This window comes from Amycolatopsis sp. NPDC051758 (assembly GCF_044453095.1).
In the GTDB taxonomy this organism is placed as follows: Bacteria; Actinomycetota; Actinomycetes; order Mycobacteriales; family Pseudonocardiaceae; genus Amycolatopsis.
Genome location: NZ_JBITCJ010000001.1, coordinates 1,016,987 through 1,039,179, shown reverse-complemented (window position 1 = coordinate 1,039,179; position 22,193 = coordinate 1,016,987). Strand labels below are relative to the sequence as shown.

Below are 22,193 nucleotides of genomic sequence, written 5' to 3'. Positions count from 1 at the left end.
CCTGCCACTGTGCCGCTGGGGGCAGTCGGCGCCGCGCTTGCGGCCGCAGGGCCGTTCGCCGCAACCGTGCTGCCAGGTTTGGTGCTGAAGGGCATGGCGGACGACCAGCAGCCCGGTGACGTTCGCGCTCGGGCAGTCTTGCGCTGTGCGCGCGGCGCAGCGCGGCTCCCCGCATCCGTGGTGCCACTCCACCTGGAGGTCGCTCCACTTCAAGCCAAGAGTCTCGCCCTGCCTCAGTCCGAGCGCGAGCGCCACGGCCCAGCGCGCGCCGTTCCGCAGTGTCTGCGTCGACGCGAAGATCGCTTTCGCGTCGGCGACGGTGAGTGGGTCAATTTCGGTTTCGTCGATGTGGAGAATTAGTGACCGATCTTCGCGAGACGCTTGCCAGCGCCAAGCTGGTCCTCTTCGACTTCGACGGCCCAATCTGCGACGTATTCGCGGGATTGTCCGCGGCAGCCATTGCGCGTCGACTCTGACGACCCTCTGCGTGTCCTTCAGGATTCGGTGCGATTCGGTCAGGAGGTCGTCCAGGCGGTTGAGTCTGAGTTGGTGAGCGCCGAGTTGGAAGCGATCGATAGCGCAACACTGACTCCTGGGGGGCTTGAGTCGATGCGGGTAGCCTTGGCTTCGGGAAAGGCGGTCGGAGTGCTGAGCAACAACTCTCCGAAAGCGATATCCCGGTTCCTGCTCTCTGCTGGGCTGCTGGCTGACGTGGAGCCGGTCGTTGGCCGCGCTTATGGGCGACCGGAGCTAATGAAGCCGCATCGGTATCCGCTCGACCGGGCGCTGATGAGCGCGCAGGTGTGTCCGGGCGACGTCGCGTTCATCGGTGATTCAATGACGGACATAGGGGTGGCGTTGGCTGGGGGAGTTGTTCCTGTTGCTCTGGCGAACAAACCGGGAAAGCGGGAGCGGTTCGAGAAGATCTTGGCGCTGGTTGTCGACGATATGCTTGAGATTGAGTCGGTTCTCTAATCTAGAAGACATATGGGATCGGCGGAGTTTAAATTTCCCGGTGGATCGTCCACGCTTCGTCGTCAACTGTATGGCAGGTTAGCCGGATATGTATTTGGTTGCTTCGTACGTCGTCAAGCTCTACGGGCCAGTAGATACCGTCTCCGGTGGTTAGGCGTAGTCGACCAGGCGGATAGTCGAACTCGGGCAAATAGAATGCCTTTACGGGATGACCTGCTGGCGCGGTGCCGTCAGTTCCGGGGCGGAAGTTTATTCCGTGGCTGTCCACGATCTCGGCGTCAACCCGTATCAGTTCCGGTGAGTCCAAGAGACGGAAGTGCAGAATATGGGTCCCGCTTCCGTGGTCCCGAAGTTCGCCCGGGCTGATCTTCGGGGCGCGTTCCTCGTGCCGTCGATCATTGTCGACTCGGGCTGTGTCCGACGCGGCTTGTGCGGAGACGGCCGCCGACTCCGCCGCTGCCTCCGCAGCGGCGGCCTGCTGGCGGCCGTAGTACGCGCTGGCTCCAGCGGCCAGGAGAGCGAGGATCGACACGATCAGCGCTGCGAGTGCCATCGCCCGAGTATCGGCGTCTGGACTTGGGTGACGATAGCGGCACGCCGCGGCGGGGGACCTAGGGTGCTCCCCTCACGTGCACCCCATGGAGGCGTCGGGGGAGACCGTTTGTGCAGGTCAGAGGCGTGTCAGTCGGCAGTCTGTAAACCGGTTGGAGGCCGCGGGACTCCGGCCACCCGGTCGCAGTGTGCTCGCGCGCCAGCTCGACGTGAGCGAACACGAGGTGCGCCAGGTGCTGGACGGGCGCCCGAGGGCGTCGTGGACGCCCGGCGCCGACGAAGACGCGTCACTCTTGCTGGCCTAGCGAAAGGAAGCCAAGACGCCGGGGGTGGCCCGGCGATGCGGGGGCGGGTCGAACCGCGCAAGTCACGGAGGGGTTCCGGAGACGGGCGGAACACCGCAATTTCGACGCGCCGCGTTACATAAGGCGAAAGTAACGATGTAACACGATTAAATCGCGTGAGCCGTGGTGAAGTGAGTGGGTCACGCCTTCCGGACACTGAAACCGGTCAAGGGCTGACCAGTCGGAACGCTCACCCCGAACGCCTTGAACGGAAGCGCCATGAGTCCCCTTGAACTGATCGAACTGATCGCCGTCGCTTCGTTCCTTGCCTTGGCTTTAGCTGCGGGTGTGACGGCGATCGTGCGGAACGAGAAGCCGCTGCGATTGCTTTGGATCGCCGGGATCTTCCTGCTCTTGTCGCTGTGCATCGCGGCCGGCAACAACGAAGCACTCGATGCGCTCGTCAACCTGTTCCGGCGGTGACCATGGCTGCACGCGGTCGTGCCACGGCTGGCCGTGGCCTACATTCGACGTGTGGCAGCCCACGAGCACCGCGTAACGCGCGATGTCGCCTACTTCGACGGCGACGGCCACGAGGTGCCCGGCCCGGTCGACCCGCTGACCGCGTTCTACTGGGCTCGGCTCGACGACGACGAGACACACGCGCGCAAGGTGGCGGCACTGGTCGCCGAAGATGAGGCGTGGCTTGGCGACGATGCGCCGACCGGCGAGCCGGGCAGACGGTACCCTCGACGACCTCGCCGCGAAGCGGGCCATCCTCGACGACTACGCGCGCCACTGCGCCAACGTGGACAATCCGGCCCGGGAGATGATCTGTGGCGTGACGCGCACCGTCATCCGCCACCTCGCGACCGCCTACGCCGATCACCCCGACTATGACCCGGCGTGGCGACCGTGACCGACAGGCAGCCTGAGGGTTGACCGTTACCCATTCGTAGAACATGCGTTCGACAACCGGCGACGCTCGACGCATACTCTGCGCGTGCCCGAAGCACCAGGGCGACCACCGGTCGGTGGTGCTGGATTCGCTGCGCAAGGCCGCGATGGCTTAGACCTGCGGTCGTCTCAGTTCTAGTCTCGTTCATTGCTGGTCGCAGGTGGCCGTGTGAGGCCGCGTGACGCACTGATCAGCGCTGTGTTGCCTAACGAACCACCGTGAACGACCTACCTGACAGCTTGTAAACAGAAGGTCAGGGGTTCGAGCCCCCTTGGCGGCTCCGAAGAAGTGCCTCGGTCGGTACGGTCGTCGCATGAGCCCGGATCTTCCCGACGATCTGTTCCGCGGCGACCCCGCCGAGATCGAGCGCGGCTTGGACGACTGGGTCGCCGGGTTCGAGCGCAACGCGGCCCGCTACCAGGAGCTGCAGCACCGGGTTGAAGACGTCCGGGTGTCCGCGAGCAGCCCCAGCGGCGTCGTCACCGTCACGGTGGACGCGAACGGCTCGGTCGTCGACGCGAAGTTCACCGAGCGCATTCACAGCACTTCGCCTCAGGAGCTCGGTGCGCAGCTGATGGCGGCCGTCAACCGCGCGAAGTCCGAGATCGCCGGCCGGGTGCGCGAGGTCGCCGACAACACGCTCGGCGCGGATGCCGGCGCGAGCGCGGACCGGATCGTGCACCAGTACCAGGAGCGATTCCGTTCGACCGGGGAACCGGCGGAGGCGTCACCCCGGGGGGCCGATGACGAGGAGGGGGACTTCGGTGGAGGTTCGATCTACGACCGGAGGCGATGACCGTCCTGCGGTGAGAGCGTGACCGGCTTCGAGGTGACGGGCGGCGATCTGCGCGCCCACGCCGCGAAGGCGGACGCCCACGGGGCGAAGATCGGTCAAGCGGTCGATGCGGCCGGGCAGGTGGTGACCGACGACGCCTACGGCCTCATCTGCCAGTTCCTCCCCCCGCTGTTCAACGAGCTGGAACAGACGGCGACCGCCGCGTTGAAGGCCGCCCAAGGCGGGCTGGGGGAAACCGCGGAGAACCTGCGAACGGCCGCGGACCGGTACGAAAGCCAGGAGGGTGCAGCGAAGCTGAAGCTCACCGGCTTCTCCGGAGCGCTGGAATGACCGGCAACCCGCTGGTGGCGCCGGTCGAGGACTCGACCGAGTGGTACACCGGCATCGGGATCGCCGAGTCGATCAGCGATCTGGTGCAGGGCATCGAGAGCGGGAACTGGATCGACATCGGCCTCGGCGCGGTCACCACCGGCCTGGAGGCCCTGAGCATCGTGATGGACCCCATCGGCTCGGTGGGGTCCAACTTGGTCTCGTTCATCATCGAGCACGTCGAACCGCTGCAGGACGCGTTGGACAAGCTCGCCGGCAACGCGGACGTGGTGGCCGCGCAGGCACAGACCTGGCAGAACATCGCCAAGGCGGTTCGCGACGAGGGCACCGCCTACGACACCGAAGCCAAGACCGACACCGAAAGCTGGGTCGGCAAGGCCGGCGACGCCTACCGGGTCCGCGCCGTGACCACGGCCACCCTGATCGGTGCCGCGGCGCAGGCGGCCGACGGTCTCGGCAGCGCGGTGCGGATGGCGGGCATGGTGGTCGGCGTCGTCCGGGAGACGGTCCGGGACCTCATCGCCGACCTGGTCGGGCGCCTGGTGGTGTGGGCCGCCGAGGCCCTGACGGTGGTGGGCGCTCCCGCGGCCGCGGCGCAGGCGGCCACCGCCGCGGCCAAGTGGGCGGCCCGGATCGCCCAGATCATCAAGAAGCTGGTGCGCACGCTGCAGAACCTGGTTCCCCTGCTGCGCAAGCTCCAAGGGCTGCTCGACCAGATCCGCAAGAAGATGGACGACCTCCGCAAGGGTGGCGGCGGCGGGAACAAGCCTCCGAAGGAGCCCGGCAAGCCGACCGGGCACGGCGGCGACCACACCGAGCCGTCCGGGCACCCCGATCCGAACGCCGAGCCCGAAGGGCACCCGACCCGGATCCGGGAACAGGACGACGCCGAGACCAAACGATCCCTGCAGCGGGAGAACGAATCGGCGACCACCCTGGCGAAGGCGGGGTACAAGGTCGAGCAGAACCCGAACGTGCCGGGTGACAAGAACCCGGACTACAAGATCGAAGGCGAGGTCTTCGACAACTACGCGCCCAAGACCGCCAACGCGCGCAACATCGCCTCGGAAATCCAGGGCAAGATCGACAAGGAGCAGACCGAGCGGGTGGTGCTCAACCTGGCTGACAGCAACGTCGATCCCGAGAAGCTGCGCGCCCAGCTGCGTGACTGGCCCATCGAAGGCCTCAAGGAGATCAAGGTGATCGACAAGAACGGCAACGTGGTTAACTTCTATCCCTGACGCCCCAGGCAGCAAGGACGATTCAGATGGCCATCTCGTACAGCCTCGAACTGGCGGCGCGATCCTCGAGCGAGACCGTTGCCTCCGAGATTCGTGACGTGGCAACGGGACTGGGGTTGTTCGACCCGGCGGTCACCGCGGAGAAGGTGCTCGAACAGGGCGCGGCCACCAAGAACGGCACCTGGATCCGCGTGGTCGGGACGAAGCCCCGGCCGTGGAACCCGGTGAGCGCGGACCTCGGTTTCACGCCCACCGTGTCGATCGCTTTCCAGCTCGACAAAGAACGTGACATCAGCGAGCAGCAGGACGACGTGATCCGGCTGGTGTCCGGCCTGCTCGCCCGGGTCGGCGGCGACGCCGTCCTGCACCACCAGTTCGAGGAGATCTGGCTGCTGCGCCGCGACGGCGTGCTGACGGTGAGCGAGCAGCAGGACATCTGGCCGCCGCAACGGCTGGCCGCTCTTTCGCAGCCCTTCCACCGCCAGACCCACAGCTTCGCCGAAGTGTGACCTGCTCGGGGCCGTGCCGGGAACGGTCCTCGATAGTTCGGTCATTGAACCACGCCGTGCTACGGTGAGGTAGTTCAATGAACGAACTCATCGAAGGGGACTCCGCCGTGTACCAGTTCGTCGCTTCCTTCGTCGTCCCGCCGGAGCGCCGGGACGACTTCGTCCGGCTCGCCTCGAAGACCGGGCGCGACTCCGTCGCCAACGAGCCCGGCTCGCACCGGTTCGAGGTCATCGCGGACGAATCGGACCCGAATCTCTTCTACCTCAACGAGGTCTACGCGGACGTCGAGGCGTTCAACACCCACGCCGCCGGCCCGTACTTCGGCGCGTTCTTCGCCGAGGCGGGCACCTACGCCGAGGGGCCGGCCTGGCTCATGCGGGGTACCCTCGTCGGCCGGTGAGCGCCGGCTGCTCGTTCCGGGGGCGTAAGGCGGCGCCGGCTCAGCCGACGGCGGTTCCCACGTGCAGGACGATCTTCAGCAGCGCCGCCTGTTCCGCTTCGGTGGCGCGCGTGTAGCCGGGCGACGCGACCACCGCGCGACGGAGGTCGTCCGGGTCGGCGTTGCCGGTGGCGAACCCCGCGACCTTGGACACGTCGATCGGGCCTCGGCACTGTGTCTCCACGCGATCTCTCCTGCTTCTGCTCGGGTCTCCTCTCTCGTTATCGCGCCGTGACCTGATGTGTTACCGGGGTCGCCCGGTCAGGTGAAACGTGGGCGTGGAATTGTTTCGGTTAATTCGTTGACGGCGTCCGGTGGCATGAGTGATGATGTGTTCTACCCGAACAAAACCGAGGAGCGATCATGACGAACATGCGGAAGCGAGAGGCGCAGTGTGACACTGCCGCCGTCGCCGCCTGTGCGTCGAATCGGCTTGCTCACCTGCATGAACGCGGCTCTCCGCGGATGACGTAGTACACGTCGTGCCCACGAGAGCCGCCCATCGGGAAACCGATTCGGGCGGCTTTCTTCATTTGTCGTGCCTTCAATATTTCTGTATTTCGCCTCCGTAGCTCAGTGGAACAGAGTGGCGGCTTCCGAAGCCGTGGGTCGCAGGTTCGAATCCTGCCGGGGGCACTGCCGGGTGCGCGGGCACCCGGACCACGGCGCGTTGGTCCAGCGGTACGGATCCCCGGTTTTCACCCGGGAGACCCGGGTTCGACTCCCGGACGCGCTACGCACCAAGCCCCCGTAGCCCAACTGGGAGAGGCAACGCGCTCAGAACGCGTCCAGTCCAGGTTCGAATCCTGGTGGGGGTACTCGGGAGACGCGCCGGAGCGCAGACGATCCTTGCAAGATCGCCGGGGTGGGTTCGACACCCACGTCTTCCACTGTGGCCGAAGCCGAAGGAGACGAGGCCCCGGGCTGTGACCCCGGGAAAAGCCGGTGCGAGTCCGGCCGGCCACCCCAAACGCGCGCGGTTCGGCAACCGGCGGGGTCTCATAAGCCCCGTTCACGTGGATCGACACCACGGCGCGCGACCAGGACCCGTTTCATGACGGTCATGAGGTGGCCTGCAAAGCTGCCGTTGCCGGGTTCGACTCCCGGGCGGGTCTCCGACCGATCCCAGGAACCGAAAATGCTGCAGACGATCATCCGCCACACCCTGCGCGTCCCGCGTAGCTCCGGGCCGGCCGGCGACGGAGCCGGTGTCGCCCGGCAGCTGGACGTCGTCCTCGTCGGGGTCGGGTTCAAGGCCGACCGGGCGCTGCTCGAACACCTCGGCAGCCTGCAGCCCGGCGCCGCGATGGATCTCGCGGTTGCCGTTGTCGGCGCCGTTCGCGGGCTGGTCGGGGACCACGTGCAGCACAACGCCTACTTCAAGGACTTCCCGCACGGTGTCCCGGACACCGTCGACTTCTGGCTCGAGTGCCTGGTGGAGAACGGTTACGGCAGTTACCGGCACACCTTCGCCGACCTGCTCGCCGCGCACGACGAGCTGATCGCTTCCGTCAAGGACCGCGTCACCGTTGTGCACCTCGGCGGCACGCTCGAGGAGGAGACCCACGCGCTGTACCGGGCGCTGGCGGAGTCGGTCACGCCGCTGGGCGAAGCCGACCTCGCGTTGCTCGCCGAACTGGCCGTGACCTGCGGTGACGTCGAACTCGCCGCGGTGCCGGTGCGCGAGAACCGGGCCGTGCTCAACGCCGCCCGGCTCGCCGACGGACGGTCGCTCGTCGCGGTCGACACCGTCGTCGACGTGCTGCGCGCCGCGTGCCAGGCCAGCGGCGGCGATGTCACCCTCGCCGAACCGACCCGCTTCCGCAGCTTCACCCGTCGTGAGCGGCGGATCCTGCTCGCGGCGCTGAACCAGGTGGACGCCGGCAAGCTCGGGGACGTCACGCGCTTCGCCGAGCGCTTCAAGCGGCTGGGCGCGTACTTGCACGCCTACGAAACCCCTGCTTACCCGCGCGCCCGAGAGGTGTTCGACGTCGCCCGTGGTGATCGGAAGGTGCCGTCGATCGCCGGCCGGGCCGAGGTCGCGTTCGCCGAGGGTGACGTTGTGCGCGCGGCCGAAATCCTGGCCGCCGCGCCGGGAATGCTGATGCGGTCGCTGGACCGGTTGCTGCGCCGGGCCGAGCCGGACGCCGTCCTCGACGTGGCCGAGAAGGTGCTGGGTTCGGTGTCCGGGCGCGTGCTGTGCTCGGTGCGCGAGCACCTGGACAATCGCGCCGAGCCGGACGCCGCGCGGGCGTTCACCACGCGCTCGCGGCGTGCCTGGGTCACCGATGACAACCGCCGTCCGCTGCCGCGTGAGGTCATTGCGCGGGCGTGCGCGCTGATCGACGCCGAGCTGGCCAGGCGCCTGCCGGCCGTCGAGCGTCTGGTCGTCGACCCGGCGGTGCTGGACGTTGCGCTGCCGCTGTCGGGCAAGGCCACCGAAGACGGGTTCGCCGTACTGCCGCGCGGGTCGCGCAGCCTGGTCGAAGGCGAGGTGCTGCGGTTCTTCACGTACTGGCGGCAGGCGCGCGAGCGGACGGATTTCGATCTGTCCGCGCTGCTGCTGGACGCCGACTTCCGCTACACCGGGCACGTGTCGTGGACGAACTACGCGGACGGCGGCGCGGTGTACTCCGGCGACCTCACCGAGGCGCCGGACGGCGCGACCGAGTTCATCGACATCCCGTTGGATTCGCTGGACGCCAAGTACGTCGTGCCGCAGGTCGACGTCTACTCCGGCGAGGGCTTCAACAATGTCGCCGAGTCGATGTTCGGCTGGATGACGCGCGACCGCGCCCAGGCCGGTGCGCCGTTCGAGGCCCGCACCGTGCGGACCCGTTCGGACCTGCGCGGCACCGGCCGGGTGGCGCTGCCGATCGTGTTCGTCCGGGGTTCCGACGGCGGCTGGGCGGCGACCTGGCTGCACCTGTACCTGGCCGGCTCGCCCCGGTTCAACCGGCTCGAAACGAACCACGCCAGCACGAGTGTGCTGATCCGCGGCCTGGTGCGGCGGCGGTACCTGACCGTCGCGTACCTGGTCGAGCTGATGCGCGGCGCGGGCACGGTGGTCACGACGTCCGAGCAGTCCGACGGCCCGGTCACCTACGTCGGGCTACGCCGGCCGGAGGGGCTGCCCGAGGGGTCGACGGTGATCACCCTGGACACGCTTAACCAGTTGGTCCCGGCCTGAACCGCCGGATATCGTGAAGGACGCGAGGCCATGAGCGGGCTTCCTTCTCACCTCTCGGATGATCTAGTCCGGTCGCCTTCCTCGCCCTTTTTGTCGGTACCCCGGTTTAGGCTCTGCCCGAGTCCTGAACCGGGGAGACGCCATGACCACCACGCACACACTCGAAACGCCCGAGGCCGACATCGTCTACGACGTCCACGGCCCGGCGCCCGCCGACAGCCCGCACCCGCCGCTCGTCATGGTCGGGCAGCCGATGGAGGCCGGCGGTTTCAGCACGCTCGCGTCCTACTTCCCGGAGCGAACGGTCGTCACCTACGACCCGCGGGGGCTCGGGCGCAGCGTCCGGAAGGACGGTCGTGAGGACCACGTGCCGGTGGTCCAGGCCGGGGACATCCACGCGGTCATCCGGGCGCTCGGGGTTGGTGCGGTGGAGGTGTTCGGGAGCAGCGGCGGCGCCGTCGCGGCGCTCGCGCTGGTGACTGCTTACCCCGAGGACGTCAGCACGCTGGTTGCGCACGAGCCGCCGCTGGTCGGTGTGCTGCCCGACGCCGAGGCGGCCGAGCGTGCCGGCAAGGCGTTCCGCGACGCCTACCAGGCCGGCGGTTTCGGCGCCGGGATGGCGGCGTTCATCACGATGACGGCGTGGAAGGGCGAGTTCACCGACGACTACTTCGCGCAGCCGCCGGCCGACCCCGCCCAGTTCGGCATGCCCACGGAGGACGACGGCCGCCGCGACGACCCGCTGATGAGCGACCGGTCCCTGGCGGTCACGGCGTACAACCTCGACGTCGACGCACTGCGGGCGGCCCCGACCCGGATCGTGATCGGCGTGGGTGAGGAGTCGATCGACGTCATGACCGGACGCACGGCACTCGCGACCGCGGCCGCGCTGGGCCAGGAGGCGACGGTGTTCCCGAGCCACCACGGCGGTTTCCTCGGTGGTGAGTTCGGTTATGCCGGGCAGCCGGAGGCTTTTGCGAAGAAGCTGCGGGAGGTGCTGTCTACTGAGGACTGAGGTGCTCGATCAGCTTGGCCAGCTGGTCGGCGTACTGCCGGACGAACTCGGGTGAGCCGGGGTCGGTCCCGGTGAGGCCCTCGACGACGTGCGGCAGCGTCACCGGCGCCATCGCCGCGGCCATCAGCAGCACCGTGAGGCTCGCCGGGTCGACCCACTCGGGGAGGCGCCCGTCGGCCTTGAGCGCGGCGATCTGCGCCACCGTCCCGGCCAGGCGCTGCGCCCGCGGCGCGTGGTCGGGATCCGACTCCGGGCCGTCGTACTCCAGCCCCGACCACGCCAGCAGGCGGACACCGTCGCGGCTGGACAACGTCTCCAGCACAAGCCGCCGCAGCTGTTCCGACAGCGGTATGTCCGGCGCCACCAGTTCACTCTGGCGCTGCCCCCACTCCTCCGACATCGCCCGGTACAGGCCCTCTTTGCCGTCGAAGTAGTAGGAAATCAGCTGCTGGTTCACCCCGGCCCGCGCGGCGATCGACGCGATCCGTGCGCCCGCGTAACCCTTGGCCGAGAACTCGGCCCCCGCCGCCTCCAGGATCAGCCGGCGGGTGCGTTCCGGATCCCGTTGCCGCTCCTGCGGTTTCGGCGAACGGCGAGGCTTCGAGGCGGTCACGCCGCGACTATACGTCAACCAACTGCTTGACTCTGCCGTACAACTGGTTGACGCAGCACGGCCGTCAGCACGAGGGCGAGTACCAGCACTCCGGCGCTGACCGCGAGCGCTCCCGCCGTCGCGGATTCGTAGCCGCCGTCCAGACGGGTGAAGAACACCGTGCCGCACAACGCGATCCCCGTCGCGGTGCCGAGCTGGACCGTCGTGTTCACCACGCCTGACGCCGCACCCGCCTGCGCCGGCTCGATCTGCGACATCGACGTCGCGAACAGCGCGTTCAGCACCGCGCCCAGGCCCAGCCCGACCGCGATCACCGGCACCAGCAACACCCACCCGGTCAACGCCGTGCCGAGCTGAAGCACCAGGACTGCGATCGCAACCAGGCCCACCAGCAGCACTGCGACGGCGCCCGCGGTGAACGACCGCCCGAGCCGGGGCGCGAGCTGCATCGCCAGGACGTTGCCCGCGACGATGCCGAGCGTCGACGGCGCGAACGTCAACGCCGCTTCCCACGGGGAGAAGCCAAGCCCGAGCTGAAGGTGCAGCGTCAGGATGAAGAAGACGCCGACGCCGGTGTTGACGCAGAGCAGCACCGCCTGACCGCCGGCCAGGCGCTTCAGGAGATCCGGTGCGATCAGCGGTTCGCCGCCGCGGCGGGCCTGGTTCCGCTGGTGCAGTGCAAAGACGCCGAACAGCGGGACGGCGGCCACCAGCAGCACGACCGTCCACATCGGCCAGCCCAGCTCGCGGCCCTGCACCAGCGGGTAGAACACCGCGAAGAGCGCGGCGGTCAGCAGGGCGAGGCCGCCGAGGTCCATGCGGTGCCGGTGGAATCCGGGCCGGCTCGGCATCGTGACCAGCGCACCGGCCAGCGCCAAAACGCCGATGGGCAGGTTGACCAGGAAGATCGCGCGCCAGCCGGTGCCGAACAGGTCGGCTTCGGTGAGCGCGCCACCCAGCAGCGGACCGGCGAGCCCGCCGAGCGGGAACGCGGCCGCGTACCAGGTCATCGCCTTCGGACGTTCTTGCTCGTCGAACTCCGCGTGGATGAAGGACAGGACCTGCGGCACCATCAGCCCCGACCCGATGCCCTGTACAACACGCGCGGTGATCAGCACACCGACGTGCCCGGCGAGACCTGCGGCCAGCGAGGCCGCCGTGAACACGACCATGCCGGCCACGAACAGCTTCTTTGTCCCGTGGCGGTCGCCGAGGCGGCCGCCGGTGATCAGCGTCAGCGCGAATCCGAGGGCGTAACCGGCCGAAATCCACTGCAGCGCGGCCTCTCCGGTGCCGAGCTCCCGCTGGATGGTCGGCAGGGCCACCGCGACGATCTGGTTGTCGATCATGTCGACCAGGACCGCCAGCACGGCGACCGCCAGTGCCCACCACCTGAGTGCGTGCTTCTCCACGACGTTTCCCCCTGTCTCCTGGACCGTTTCGATAATCAGCCAAGTAGGAGACTGTGTCAACCATCTGTTTGATTAGCGGCGGCCGTGGTGGCAACCGGCTGATCGGGTGGGTGCGTGCCATCATCGGGCATGGCCACCCTTCGTGACGCCCGTGAGCCGGAGCTCAACAGTGGGGTTCTGCCCGGGAACGTGCGCGCCGATGACTGGATCATGCTTGTGCTGGCCGCCGGGTCGGTCGGGTTGCTGGGGTTCATGCTGCTCAGCCCGCCCGCGCGGGATGCTGCGCTCGTCATGTTCTTCATCGACTGCGGGATCTGCGGCATCTTCCTGCTCGAGTTCCTGTGGCGGTGGCGGAAGCGCGGGTGGGCCAAGAAGTTCCTGGTGCGCAACTGGTACGAGCTGTTCGCGATGATCCCGGTGGCGCACCCGGTGATCGCGGGGCACAAGTTCATCGGCGTGGTGCTGCTGCTGATCCGGATCGGGCGGGCCGCGGACCGGGCTGTCGGGGAGCAGTTCACCTATCGGCTTGTCGACAAACTGTCCGAGCCGATCGTGAAGGCGATCAAGAAGCCGGTGACCATCGCCGTGCTCGACGAGGTTGTCAAGGTGCTGGAAACCGGGAATTACCCCGAAAACCTCGCCAAGTCGCTCGGGGCCAACAAGAACGAGCTGCGCACGATCATCGCCGAGAAGATCGCCGAAGACCCGCAGCTCGGCAAGCTCAAGCGGCTGCCGTTCCACGACGAGATCGTGCGCACCGTGGTCGACACGTCGTTCCGCGTGCTGCTCGAAGTCCTCGTCGACCCGCGGATCGACGACTTCTTCTCCGCCGTCGTCCGCGACAACCGCGAGCAGATCCGGCTGGCCGTGCAGCTCGGCCTGCACGAGTCCGAGGACGACGAGAAGGAGAAGTCGCTGCCCGTGCGCACCCAGCACTCGGCCGCGCTGGAGTACGACCGGCTGCACCGCAAACCCTGATCAGGGGGACGCGGGCAGGACCTCCTCCGGCGTAGGCCGGGACCTTCCGGCTGCCGGCCAAGATCGCGCTCGCCAGTGCGCGCTGAGCAGGCCGGCCGCGTCGAGCATCGCCAGGCCTCGTGCCGTGAGTTTCTCTTGCCAGGTCACCAAAGCCTCGGCCAGCGAGTCGGTGCCGCCCGCGGTGCGGACCTGGTCGACCACCGTCGCGATGTGCTCCAGCGGATAACCCCCGCGACGCAACAGGTGCGCGAGTTCGGCGTCCCGGACGTCGGTGGCGCGAAACACGCGGTAACCGGTGGCCGGGTTTCGTTCGGGGGCCAGGATCCCGGCGCGCTCCCATGCGCGCACGGTCGCCGCGGTGACGCCGAGGCGGTGCGCCAGCTCGCCGATGGTCCGGACGGGTCCCGACGGTTCCGGCGCGCTCGTCAGGTGCCCGATCGCTTTCCGCACCGTGTCGAGGGTTTCCCGGTCGCGGAGCAGCTGGGCGTGGCCGCGGTCGACCAGCGTGAGCGCGCGGTCGAGGTCGTTGTTGTGGACGGCGTTCATCACCCCGCCGGCCGTCGAGTGGCCGTACGCTGCGACGAGCGCCAAGAACGCACGCAGCGCGGAAGCGTGCACCTCGGTGTAGATCCGGTACCCGCTCGCGGTGCGCGCGGCGGGCGGGAGGAAGCCGTCCTGCTCGTAGTTGCGGACGGCCTGGGTCGAGAGGCCGTGTTCACGGGCGAGGTCGGCAGGTCGCACGGCTTGAGACTTTAGCCGACAAAGTGCAGGTGAAGTTGGCGGAAGTCTCAACAGAACTTTCAGCGATACGATCAAACCTCATGGATATTCGAGATCTGCTGGCCTTCGGTGAGCCGGCCCACGACGAACCGGCCTTCGGGCGGCGCCGCAACACCCTGTTCGAGGAGCTGGCCGGGCAGGGCGTCCGGTCGATCGCGCTGGAGACCGACCGGGTGGCCGGCCTGATCGTGGACGACTTCGTCCAGGACGGTGTCGGCACGCTCGACGAAGTGCTGAAGGAAGGCTTCTCACACAGCTTCGGCACGCTGGAGCCCAACCGCGAGCTGGTCGCCTGGATGCGCGAGTACAACAACGGCCGTCCCGCCGAGGAACGGCTGGCCTTCCACGGCTTCGACGCCTCGACCGAGATGATGAGCGCCCCCAGCCCGCGCTCCTACCTCGAGCACACCCGCGACTACCTGGGCCTGGACCTCGACATCGCCGGTCTGGCCGGCGACGACGAACGGTGGAGCCGCGGCGAGGCCGTCCTGGACCCGGCCGTGTCCGTCGGTGACACGGCCGAGGCGCACCGGCTGCGCGCGCTGGCCGACGACCTGCTCACCGAGTTGCACCTCCGGGCGCCGGAGCTGATCGCGGCGACGTCGCGGGCGGCGTGGTTCCGCGCCAAGACCCACGTCACCGCCGGTCTCGGCCTGCTGCGCTACCACCGGGAGTCGGCGCAGCCGGGGGACCAGCGCACGCGGATGTGCCGCCAGTGCGGGACCCGCGACGTGATCATGGCCCAGAACCTCCTCGACATCCGGGAGGTCGAAGCCGGCCGGGGCGCGACCATGGTGTTCGCGCACAACAGCCACCTGCAGCTCGACATCAGCACCTGGCGGTCGCCGATGGTCGACTTCGAGTGGTGGAGCGCCGGGGCCATCGTCGCGTCGCTGGTGGGCGATCGGTACGTCTTCGCCGCCGGCCGCTTGGAAGACGGCGAAGTGGTGTTCGGGTGACACACGGCGGCCCCCGCACCGGGGTCGGGTCCGGTGCGGGGGCCGCCGTTCAACCCGGGTTACGGGTAGTTCACCACGTTCACCGGCACCGTGCCCGAAGGCGTGACACCACCGGTGTCGTTGATGACGTGCGTGATCGTGCCGCGGTAGTTGAGCGAAACCGTCAGCAGGTTGTGGAACCGCACGCCGCTGTTGTTCGGCACCTCGAACGCGTGGTAGCTGGACACCGCCGGGTTCGTGTCGAAGAAGCAGTAACTCCCGAGACCCCAGGCCTCATGGGACGTCACGTTCGCTCCGACCTTGTAGGCGGCATATCCCGCAACACCGGATGGCGCGTTCCAGGACGCCTGGTTCGGCACGTCGTAGGGCATCTCGTTCTGGAAGAAGATCGTCTTCCCGCCCTGGCCGTTCCAGATCACCTGGTACTTCTGGTAGTGCTCGACGAACAGGCCGGTGGCCAGCACGTTCGCGCCGTTCACCACGAGCCCCGTCTCGGCCGTGTTCGTGTTCCAGCCGTAGGTGCCCGCGTTGCCGTGGTCGGCGCGCCACGCCCAGATGTGGTCGATGACCGTGTTGGCGCTGTTGACGATCAGGCTGTTCGTCGCCTTGCCGGCGATCGCGCCGCCGATCCGGAAAAACACGTCCTGGACCGTCGTCGGGTTCGACGCGTGCGACGCCGACGAGCCGGACTGGCCCACGGTGAGCAGCGCCTGCGAGTTCGTCGTGCCCGCGTCGAAGAGCAGGCCCTTGAGCCGCACTCCGTCCACATCGGACACCTGCATGGCGTTGACGCCGTTGTCCGGCACCAGCGTCGGGTAGCCGATGCCGAGGATCGTCGTGTTCGCCTTGGTCACGTTGAGCGTCTGGTTGAGGTGGTAGATGCCCGGCGTGAAGAACAGGTTGCAGCCCGCGGCGAGCGCGTTGTTGATCGACGAAGCCGTGTCACCGGACTTGACGACGTAGAACTGGCTCATCGGCGCCGACGTGCCCGGGGTGCTGCCGTTCGCCCAGCTCGGGCCGGACGCGTTGGTGCGCAGCGAAGGCAGGAACACGCGGTACTTGCCGCTGCCGTCGACGTAGAGATAAGGCACGTCGCGGGAGACCGGGGTGGTGGAGAGGGTGGTCTCCGGCGGGTTGGGGAACGTGTTCGCCGGCGCGCCGCCGGTGCCGGAGAAGACCATGTTCCAGACGCCGCCGGCCCAGCTGCCGAGCTGCGAGTCGCGGGTGTACCACTGCTGCTGCGACACCGACGCGGCCTGGCCGGCCACCTTCGTGTCGGCGATGTAACCGCCGCTGGCGAAGCCGTAGCTCGCCGGGTACAGCTGCAGGTTGCCGCGGACGTCCATCCGGCGGAACGGCGCGGCCTGCGCGACGGCCCAGCGTTCGCTGCCGCCGGACGGGTTGACCGCCATGTTCTCCGCCGAGCGCCAGAAGTTCTGCAGCGCGACGCCGTTGTCGGAAGCGTTGAAGGCGTCCACGGTGACGTCGCCGTTGATCAGGACGTCACCCGGGTTCTGGCCGAGGCCGGCGACCGAGGTGTAGAAGCCGACGTTGTCGTGCACGTTGTTGTACGTGCCCGGCTTGAACAGGTGGGCCACGCGCCGGTCCGCCATCTGCGCGGTGAGCGTGTCCTTCTGGTTGTTGAAGTCGGTGTCGAGCTGCGCCTGGATCGTCGCCGCGGACATGCCCGGGTCGAAGATCCGCACGTTGGACCCGAAGTTCGGGGTGTCGGACTGCGTCGGGCAGCCGGCCTGGGTGCCGATCGTGTAGCTCGCGCTCGAGACCGCCGACGTCGTCGAACCGGACTTGAGGGCGATCGCGTTGACCGTCCGCGAGGTCGGGACGCTGATCGGCGCGGTGTACTGCGGTGACGACGCGGTCGGCGTCGAACCGTCCACTGTGTACCGGATGGTCGCCCCCGAGGTGGCGCTGCTCAGCGTCACCGTCTGGGTGCTGGAGTAGGTGCCGCCGGGCGGGCTGAACGTCGGCGCGGCGACCGTCGTGGAGCTGCCACCCACGGTGTAGGTGAAGTGCGGCGTGTCGTACTGCGGGCCGCTCTTCTCGTAGGTGAACCAGTAGTCGAGGGTGTTTCCGCTGCTCAGGCCGTTGACGGTGGTGCGCCACGTGCCGGCCGAGTTGGTCATGCGGAGGTTTTGCTGCCCGACGCCCGGGACGCCGGTGTAGTGGACGTCCACGTACACAGCCGGGGTGGTCGGGGTGAAGTTGAGCTGCAGCTGCGTCGAGCTCAGCTGCGTCACGCTCTGGGTGTAGTCGTCCGCGGCGAGCGCGGCCGGGGCGTTGAGCCCGCCGCCGAGCAGCAGGGCCGCCGCGATGAGGGCGACGGCGCCGCGCCGGCGCCGTCGAAGCTTGCCAAAGGTCCGGTTCACGCCGTGACACCTCCGCCGTTGGGGATCCACGAGCATTTGTTGCGAGTCACAACAAAGTAGCTCCCAGTCAGCGGAGCTTAGATCACTTTTTGATAACACTTGTCTGGACCAATGTTGTGGCTGCTCGCCCAGGGCGGGGACGGCTGGACCCCAGGGCGGCGGGACGTACCTGTGCCCGGCCGGCGCCGGGTACGACGGGCCGACCAGGCTGGGCACCCCGAACGGGACAGCCGGATTCTGAGGTTCCACGGACGGGTGACGTTCGCGCTCGGCATTTTCGGCTCTGCCGCGGCAGGGTAAGGATGTCTTCATGCTGGACACCGAAGTGCTGTCGCGGACACCTTCGCGGGCGCTCGACGTCGTCACCCCCGTCGGCGCGGTGCGGTTCGCCGTGCGCGTCGACGGCTGGGACGTGCCGGCGCGGCCGGAGTTCACCTGGGGTCTGGACTCGGGTGGGCGGCTGTGCCGGTGGCGGCACCGGTCCGTCCGGCTCGACGTGCTCTCCGGGGAGACCGGATCCGGGCTGCCCGGCGTCACCCGGGAGACCGCCGTCTTCCGGGTGCTGGCCCGGGAACCGCTCAGCGAGTTCGTCGTCCAGGTCGAGCTGGCCGATCCGCCGGCGGACGCGGTCGGCAGTGAAAGCGCCTTCACCGTCGAGACCGCCGACGCCGCGGTGAGCGTCGGCGGTCCCGGCGCCGAAGCACTGCGCCGCTGTTCCCGGGCCGGGCACCACGTTCCGCCCTACTGGTCGGGGCTGGCCGACGAGTCCGTCGAACTCGACGGGGCGCGGCTCACCTGGCAGCTGCCCGGGGTCGAGCGCGGGGACTACGCCGAGCTGTGGGTCGCCGTCGCCTGGAGCGCGGCGGGCGGGGACCCGGGCCGCGCCGTCGACCTCGACCCGGCCCGGGTGCTGCGCGAGCTAACCCACTGAAATCCGGTCGAGGTCCGGCGCGCCACTCTTGTTGTTGCCGATCTTGATCGTGTTCGGCCCCGCGGCCAGCGTCACCGGGATCGACGTCGTGTACGGCGTGTTGTTCCCGACGCCGCTGACCTTCACCTCCACCGGCGCGCCGCCGTTCACCGACACGAAGTACGACCGGTCACCGTTGACGGTGAAGTCGAGGTACAGCCGGTACTGCCCGGCCGCCGCGACCGGCACGGCCGGGAACAGCACCGCCGCGCCCGGGCTGCCGCCGATGTTGCGCACCTTCTGTCCGCCCGAGCACGGTGAGCAGCTCGTGACGCCGGCGTCGCCGATGTCATTGGCCGAGTCCTCCGCCTCCCGCATGAACACGCGGTCCGCCGGGCGCGGCTTCACCAGCACCGGCTTGCTCACCGACTTCGCGCGCCCCAGCGTCCGGAACGACGCCGTCACCGGGATGGTCACGTCCTGGGCGGCCGGGGCCGTCACCGTCCAGGAACCGCTCAGGACCTGACCGAGCCGCAGGGTCGACGCGGTCACCGGGGCGCCCTGCAGCGTCCAGCCCGCCGGGACGACCGGCGCCAGCGTCACCTGGTCCAGCGGGTCGTCCACGTCGAGTCGCAGCGACGCGGTGATCTTCAGCGACTGCTCGCCCGGCGAAACCCATTGCACACCAGCGGGTTCCACGGTCAGCGTGGTCCGGGGAGTGGCCGACTCGGGTGGCAGCGGCGCCACCGCGATGCGGTCGAGGTCGGCCGTCCCGGAGACCTTGATCGTGTTGGCTCCGGCGTTCAGCGGCGCGGCGATCGCCGCGGGTGCGGTGACCACGATCGGCGCCGCGCCGTTGATGCTCACCGAAAGCGAACCCGGCCCCGTGGTGTCCAGCTGCAGCCGCGACGGCCCCGACGCCTGGACGTCGCGGAAGACGACCGCGCCGTGGTCGAGCCCGGTGACCTTGCCCGCCCCCGAGCACGCGTCGCACCACGCCGGCGTCGCGTGGCCAACGAAGCCGTTGCGCCACGACTCCGCCTCTAGCGGTAATTCGCCGCGGGGGCCCGGATAACCGTAGGCGACGTCGATCTCGTCGAGCGCGAGCTGGTGGTAGAACGGCTTGGCCTGCGGGCCGGACCAGGTGTTCAGCACCTCGAGTTTCAGGTACCGCGCATGCACCCCGTCGACGTTGATGAACTGGACACCGCGGTTGCTGGGCAGGGCGCCGGTGCGCACCGGCCGTCCCCAGTTCTTGCCGTCGTCACTGGTGTAGACGCGGTAGTCCTTGATCCGCGCGGAGTCCTCGGCGCGGCCGAAGGATTCCCGCGCGGCGGTCGGCGACGACTCGCGTTCGTGCACCGCCAGGTAGGCCGCCGCCTTCCGCCGGCCCAGGTCGAGCGTCACCGAGACGGGCTGCTGCCCGCTGGCGTCCCAATAGTTCTCGTAACTGCCGTCGACGAGGTTCGCCGCCGGGTGCCCGGCCGCCGACGCCGACGCGGTCGCCTTGATCGTGCGCTTGTCGTAGAAGTACTGCTGCCCGGCGGTGTCCACTTTGAACACCGTGTCGTAGGTGTCCCAGTCCTTGATGTCCAGAATGGACAGATAACCGCCGGACTGGGCGAACCGCATCGGCTTCCCGGTGCGCAGGTCGGACACGCGTGTGACGCGGTACCCGTTGTCGCGCAGGCGGACCAGGTTCGTCGACGGCCGCGTGACGACGTGGACGTACTGCGTCTTCGCGCCGGGTCCGACGGTGAGCACACCGTGTGCGCCGTCGTTCCAGAAGCCCGGCTGCATGCCGCCGTACATGTACCCGCCGCCCCGGGTGCCCTGCAGCGACGCCTTGATCGGCTGCGTCCAGGACGCCATGAAGTTGTTGAACGCCTCCTGCTGCGGCGGGAACTTCCCGTTCAGCATGGCGGTTTCGGCCATCAGCGACTTGATCGACGAGCCCGCGTTCGTGATGTAGCGGCCGGTGGAGAGCCGGACGTCGACGGCCTGGTCACCGCCGCTGTACCACCAGTCGCCGTTGGTCGGGAGCTTGTAGTCGGCCTCGGTGAGCCGCGGCATCGGCGTGTAGACCGCCTGCGGGTAGTCGTACGACGGTGTCATGCCGGTCTTCTGCTCGTTGCTCACCGTGTCCATGATCGGCGTGTCCTCGTTGTTGTTGCTCAGCAACCAGGACGGCCGCTTCTCGCGGACGCGTTCGTAGAGCCCGTGCTGCTCCCAGTACTCGTTGTCGTTGTCGATCCAGAACCCGGCGAGGCCGGCGTAGCGGTCCATGACCTCGTCGAACAGGTCGTAGCTGAACTCGCCGAAGCCGGGCCGGGTGGTGAGGTCGACCGGCTTGCCCTTGTACGCGGAGTAGGCGGCCGAGTCGAGCGACTCGTGCCCGGTTTCGTTGTGCCACTGGGGATCGTCGGTCATGTAGAGCATGACGCGTACCCCCTTGGCCTGGCCCGCGGCGATCAGCTCGCCGAGGAAGTCACGCTGGGTCGAGCAGCTGCCCGGGATCTTCGACGGCCACGGCCGCGCGTACCCCAGCCGGCTGTGGAAGGTGGTGAGGACGACGTACGACGCGCCGAGCTTCGTCGCCTCGTCGATCCAGTAGTCCGGTGTCCAGCCGCCGGCGGTGACGTCGTGCTCCCAGGCGGCGCAGTCGGTGTGCCTCGGTGCGGTGAACATGCCCCAGTGCAGGAAGAGGCCGGCCGTCGAAGCGCGCAGCCAGTCCTGACGCGGGTGGTAGACCTCGGCCGCGGCCGGGCTGACCAAGCTCAGCACCAGTGCGAAGGCCGCGGCGAGGCAGGCGAGTGCTCTCATGGCTCTCCTCAGTCCGGAGAGATCCGATGATTATGCGGTCATATATCGTACGTCAAGGGGAGATTCCGCTCAGCGGCACTCAGTCCTCGGATCTGTCACATCCGCCGCACGGGATCCGTCATGGTGGTGACCGCACGCGAACGAAGGACGGCACCGTGAACGACCCCGACTGGCTGGCGCTCCGTTTCGAGACTCACCGCGACCACCTGAGGGCCGTCGCGTACCGGATGCTGGGCTCGTTGACCGAGGCCGAGGATGCCGTCCAGGAGTCCTGGCTGCGGCTGAGCCGGAGTGACACCGGCGCCGTCGAGAACCTGGGCGGCTGGCTCACGACGGTTGTCGGGCGCGTCTGCCTCGACATGCTGCGCTCGCGCAAGGCCCGGCGCGAGGAGCCGTTGGACGGTTTTGTGCCCGACCCGATCATCAGCCGCGAGGACGCCGGCCCCGAGCACGAAGCGCTGATCGCGGATTCGGTCGGGCTCGCGCTGCTGGTCGTGCTCGAGACGCTGACCCCGGCCGAGCGGCTGGCGTTCGTGCTGCGGGACATGTTCGCGATGCCGTTCGAGGAGATCGCGCCGATCGTCGGCCGCTCCGAAGCCGCGACCCGGCAGCTCGCGAGCCGCGCCCGGCGGCGGGTGCAGGGTGCGCCGGTCGCGCCGGATCCCGATCTCACGCGGCAGCGCGAAGTTGTCGACGCCTTCCTGGCGGCCGCGCGCGGCGGTGACTTCGACGCGCTCGTCACGGTCCTCGACCCGGAGGTCGTGCTGCGTGCCGACCGCGGGGCCGCCGCGGGCGGATCGGTCGAGATCCACGGCGCGGCGCAGGTGGCGAACCAGGCGCTCACGTTCTCGCGGCTCGGCGCCGGCGGCGGAGTGGTCCGGCGGGCCCTGGTCAACGGCGCGGCGGGCGTGGTGGCGACGCGCGAAGGCCGGCCGTTCTCGGTGCTCGGGTTCACGGTGGCCGGCGGCCGGATCGTGGAGATCGACATCCTGGCCGACCCCGAACGGCTCAGCCGGCTGGACCTGGCGGTGCTGGACTGAG

21 protein-coding genes and 5 tRNA genes are annotated in these 22,193 nt (G+C 68.7%); 19 read left to right on the top strand and 7 right to left on the bottom strand.

Features of this window, described 5'->3' with window-relative positions:
* Positions 1-504 precede the first annotated feature (504 nt).
* Positions 505-975, top strand: a complete 471-nt coding sequence (locus ACIA5G_RS05430; RefSeq protein WP_395920972.1) for an HAD family hydrolase — start codon at positions 505-507, stop codon at positions 973-975.
* A 28-nt stretch (positions 976-1,003) separates the two neighbouring features.
* On the opposite strand, the gene ACIA5G_RS05425 is transcribed toward ACIA5G_RS05430, so the two are convergent.
* Complete coding sequence (locus tag ACIA5G_RS05425; RefSeq protein WP_395920971.1) at positions 1,004-1,528, bottom strand: hypothetical protein; 525 nt, start codon at positions 1,526-1,528, stop codon at positions 1,004-1,006.
* A 562-nt stretch (positions 1,529-2,090) separates the two neighbouring features.
* Here ACIA5G_RS05425 and ACIA5G_RS05420 point away from each other — a divergent pair.
* The 7 genes from ACIA5G_RS05420 to ACIA5G_RS05390 all read left to right on the top strand — a co-directional run bounded on the left by ACIA5G_RS05420 (position 2,091) and on the right by ACIA5G_RS05390 (position 6,046).
* The gene (locus ACIA5G_RS05420) at positions 2,091-2,294 is read left to right on the top strand and encodes a hypothetical protein (RefSeq protein ID WP_395920970.1); all 204 of its coding nucleotides are present in this window, start codon (positions 2,091-2,093) and stop codon (positions 2,292-2,294) included.
* Positions 2,295-2,505: 211 nt separating this feature from the next.
* Entirely contained in the window at positions 2,506-2,730 is a 225-nt protein-coding gene (locus ACIA5G_RS05415) for a DUF6221 family protein (RefSeq protein ID WP_395920969.1), read from the top strand.
* A 352-nt stretch (positions 2,731-3,082) separates the two neighbouring features.
* Positions 3,083-3,565, top strand: coding sequence for a YbaB/EbfC family nucleoid-associated protein (locus tag ACIA5G_RS05410; protein WP_395920968.1), 483 nt, complete (start codon positions 3,083-3,085; stop codon positions 3,563-3,565).
* Positions 3,566-3,583: 18 nt separating this feature from the next.
* Positions 3,584-3,895 carry a type VII secretion target gene (locus ACIA5G_RS05405; RefSeq protein ID WP_395920967.1) on the top strand — a complete coding sequence of 104 codons (312 nt, stop codon included), beginning with the start codon at positions 3,584-3,586 and terminating at the stop codon, positions 3,893-3,895.
* Positions 3,892-5,136: a hypothetical protein gene (locus tag ACIA5G_RS05400; RefSeq protein WP_395920966.1), complete on the top strand. Its 1,245-nt coding sequence runs from the start codon at positions 3,892-3,894 to the stop codon at positions 5,134-5,136. The genes ACIA5G_RS05405 and ACIA5G_RS05400 overlap by 4 nt, the downstream gene beginning before the upstream one ends.
* 26 nt (positions 5,137-5,162) lie before the next feature.
* Entirely contained in the window at positions 5,163-5,645 is a 483-nt protein-coding gene (locus ACIA5G_RS05395; RefSeq protein WP_395920965.1) for a SitI3 family protein, read from the top strand.
* 77 nt (positions 5,646-5,722) lie between these two features.
* The gene (locus ACIA5G_RS05390) at positions 5,723-6,046 is read left to right on the top strand and encodes a putative quinol monooxygenase (protein WP_395920964.1); all 324 of its coding nucleotides are present in this window, start codon (positions 5,723-5,725) and stop codon (positions 6,044-6,046) included.
* Positions 6,047-6,086: 40 nt separating this feature from the next.
* Here ACIA5G_RS05390 and ACIA5G_RS05385 read toward each other — a convergent pair whose 3' ends face one another.
* Positions 6,087-6,269, bottom strand: a complete 183-nt coding sequence (locus ACIA5G_RS05385; protein ID WP_395920963.1) for a hypothetical protein — start codon at positions 6,267-6,269, stop codon at positions 6,087-6,089.
* 378 nt (positions 6,270-6,647) lie between these two features.
* Between ACIA5G_RS05385 and ACIA5G_RS05380 the strand changes: the two genes are divergently transcribed.
* The 7 genes from ACIA5G_RS05380 to ACIA5G_RS05350 all read left to right on the top strand — a co-directional run bounded on the left by ACIA5G_RS05380 (position 6,648) and on the right by ACIA5G_RS05350 (position 10,290).
* Positions 6,648-6,721, top strand: a tRNA-Arg gene (locus tag ACIA5G_RS05380).
* Positions 6,722-6,749: 28 nt separating this feature from the next.
* Positions 6,750-6,821: transfer RNA gene (locus ACIA5G_RS05375), tRNA-Glu, on the top strand.
* Positions 6,822-6,829: 8 nt separating this feature from the next.
* A tRNA-Leu gene (locus ACIA5G_RS05370) sits at positions 6,830-6,903 on the top strand.
* A gap of 74 nt (positions 6,904-6,977) precedes the next feature.
* Positions 6,978-7,054, top strand: a tRNA-His gene (locus tag ACIA5G_RS05365).
* Between the two features lie 74 nt (positions 7,055-7,128).
* Positions 7,129-7,201, top strand: a tRNA-Cys gene (locus ACIA5G_RS05360).
* Positions 7,202-7,223: 22 nt separating this feature from the next.
* Complete coding sequence (locus ACIA5G_RS05355; RefSeq protein ID WP_395920962.1) at positions 7,224-9,275, top strand: hypothetical protein; 2,052 nt, start codon at positions 7,224-7,226, stop codon at positions 9,273-9,275.
* A gap of 142 nt (positions 9,276-9,417) precedes the next feature.
* Positions 9,418-10,290, top strand: a complete 873-nt coding sequence (locus ACIA5G_RS05350; RefSeq protein WP_395920961.1) for an alpha/beta fold hydrolase — start codon at positions 9,418-9,420, stop codon at positions 10,288-10,290.
* Here the strand turns inward: ACIA5G_RS05350 and ACIA5G_RS05345 are convergent.
* Complete coding sequence (locus ACIA5G_RS05345; RefSeq protein WP_395920960.1) at positions 10,277-10,903, bottom strand: TetR/AcrR family transcriptional regulator; 627 nt, start codon at positions 10,901-10,903, stop codon at positions 10,277-10,279. The genes ACIA5G_RS05350 and ACIA5G_RS05345 overlap by 14 nt on opposite strands.
* Positions 10,904-10,917: 14 nt before the next feature.
* A complete protein-coding gene (locus tag ACIA5G_RS05340; RefSeq protein ID WP_395920959.1) occupies positions 10,918-12,315 on the bottom strand; it encodes an MFS transporter in 1,398 nt (465 codons plus the stop codon).
* A gap of 129 nt (positions 12,316-12,444) precedes the next feature.
* On the opposite strand from ACIA5G_RS05340, the gene ACIA5G_RS05335 reads away from it, so the two are divergent.
* On the top strand, positions 12,445-13,293 hold the full coding sequence (locus ACIA5G_RS05335; RefSeq protein ID WP_395920958.1) for an ion transporter: 849 nt from the start codon (positions 12,445-12,447) through the stop codon (positions 13,291-13,293).
* On the opposite strand, the gene ACIA5G_RS05330 is transcribed toward ACIA5G_RS05335, so the two are convergent.
* Positions 13,294-14,034: a TioE family transcriptional regulator gene (locus ACIA5G_RS05330; protein WP_395920957.1), complete on the bottom strand. Its 741-nt coding sequence runs from the start codon at positions 14,032-14,034 to the stop codon at positions 13,294-13,296.
* An 80-nt stretch (positions 14,035-14,114) separates the two neighbouring features.
* Between ACIA5G_RS05330 and ACIA5G_RS05325 the strand changes: the two genes are divergently transcribed.
* On the top strand, positions 14,115-15,032 hold the full coding sequence (locus ACIA5G_RS05325) for an erythromycin esterase family protein (RefSeq protein ID WP_395920956.1): 918 nt from the start codon (positions 14,115-14,117) through the stop codon (positions 15,030-15,032).
* A 59-nt stretch (positions 15,033-15,091) separates the two neighbouring features.
* On the opposite strand, the gene ACIA5G_RS05320 is transcribed toward ACIA5G_RS05325, so the two are convergent.
* The gene (locus tag ACIA5G_RS05320; protein ID WP_395920955.1) at positions 15,092-17,419 is read right to left on the bottom strand and encodes a chitobiase/beta-hexosaminidase C-terminal domain-containing protein; all 2,328 of its coding nucleotides are present in this window, start codon (positions 17,417-17,419) and stop codon (positions 15,092-15,094) included.
* A 310-nt stretch (positions 17,420-17,729) separates the two neighbouring features.
* Here ACIA5G_RS05320 and ACIA5G_RS05315 point away from each other — a divergent pair, with 310 nt between their 5' ends.
* On the top strand, positions 17,730-18,350 hold the full coding sequence (locus ACIA5G_RS05315) for a hypothetical protein (protein ID WP_395920954.1): 621 nt from the start codon (positions 17,730-17,732) through the stop codon (positions 18,348-18,350).
* Here the strand turns inward: ACIA5G_RS05315 and ACIA5G_RS05310 are convergent.
* Positions 18,339-21,152 (bottom strand): alpha-L-fucosidase, encoded by a 2,814-nt coding sequence (locus ACIA5G_RS05310; protein ID WP_395920953.1) that lies wholly within the window; start codon positions 21,150-21,152, stop codon positions 18,339-18,341. The genes ACIA5G_RS05315 and ACIA5G_RS05310 overlap by 12 nt on opposite strands.
* Positions 21,153-21,307: 155 nt before the next feature.
* Here ACIA5G_RS05310 and ACIA5G_RS05305 point away from each other — a divergent pair, with 155 nt between their 5' ends.
* A complete protein-coding gene (locus ACIA5G_RS05305; protein ID WP_395920952.1) occupies positions 21,308-22,192 on the top strand; it encodes a sigma-70 family RNA polymerase sigma factor in 885 nt (294 codons plus the stop codon).
* The last annotated feature ends 1 nt before the right edge of the window (position 22,193 follow it).